We start from the raw sequence: 637 nt of genomic DNA, 5'->3' as shown, positions 1-637 counted from the left end.
GGAGCAGCGGGAGTCGGTGCCGTCGGGCGCGCTGCCGGTGGTGTTGCTGGCCGAGGCGGACAGTTACGCGGATACGCCGGTCGGTGATGCCGATCGGGTGGGACGGTTGCGTGCGGACAACCTGGCGTATGTCATCTACACCTCCGGCTCCACCGGTGTCCCGAAGGGTGTGGGGGTCGTCCACCGCAATGTGCTGGAGTTGCTGACCAATACCCAGCCGTTGTTCGGGTTCGACGAGACCGATGTGTGGACGTTGTTCCACTCCTTCGCCTTCGACTTCTCGGTGTGGGAACTGTGGTGCGCGCTGGCCAACGGCGGCAGCGTGGTCGTGGTCGACTACCTGACCTCGCGTTCCCCGGAGCAATTGCGGGAGTTGCTGATCCGAGAACGAGTGAGCGTGCTGAATCAGACTCCCTCGGCGTTCTATCAGCTGGTGGAGGCCGACCGGGCGGCGAGCGCGGGCGAGCTGGCGTTGCGATATGTGATCTTCGGTGGGGAGGCCCTGGATCTGCGCAAGCTGGGCCGCTGGTATGACCGCCACGGTGATCGGACGCGGCTGGTGAACATGTACGGCATCACCGAGACCACGGTGCACGTGTCCTTCCTGCCGCTGACCTCGCAGGACGCGCAGCAGCCC

General features: G+C 65.5%; 1 protein-coding gene. It reads left to right on the top strand.

Going from position 1 to position 637, the window contains the following annotated elements; genetic code table 11:
- Positions 1 to 637, top strand: a 637-nt coding sequence (locus NNI01S_RS32930) for an AMP-binding protein (RefSeq protein WP_157115181.1), incomplete at both ends; no start/stop codon positions are given.

It is taken from the genome of Nocardia niwae NBRC 108934 = DSM 45340, from assembly GCF_001613465.1.
Classification (GTDB): Bacteria; Actinomycetota; Actinomycetes; order Mycobacteriales; family Mycobacteriaceae; genus Nocardia; species Nocardia niwae.
Note: the sequence above shows the minus strand (reverse complement) of the source record. Positions and strands in the feature narration are given on the sequence as shown.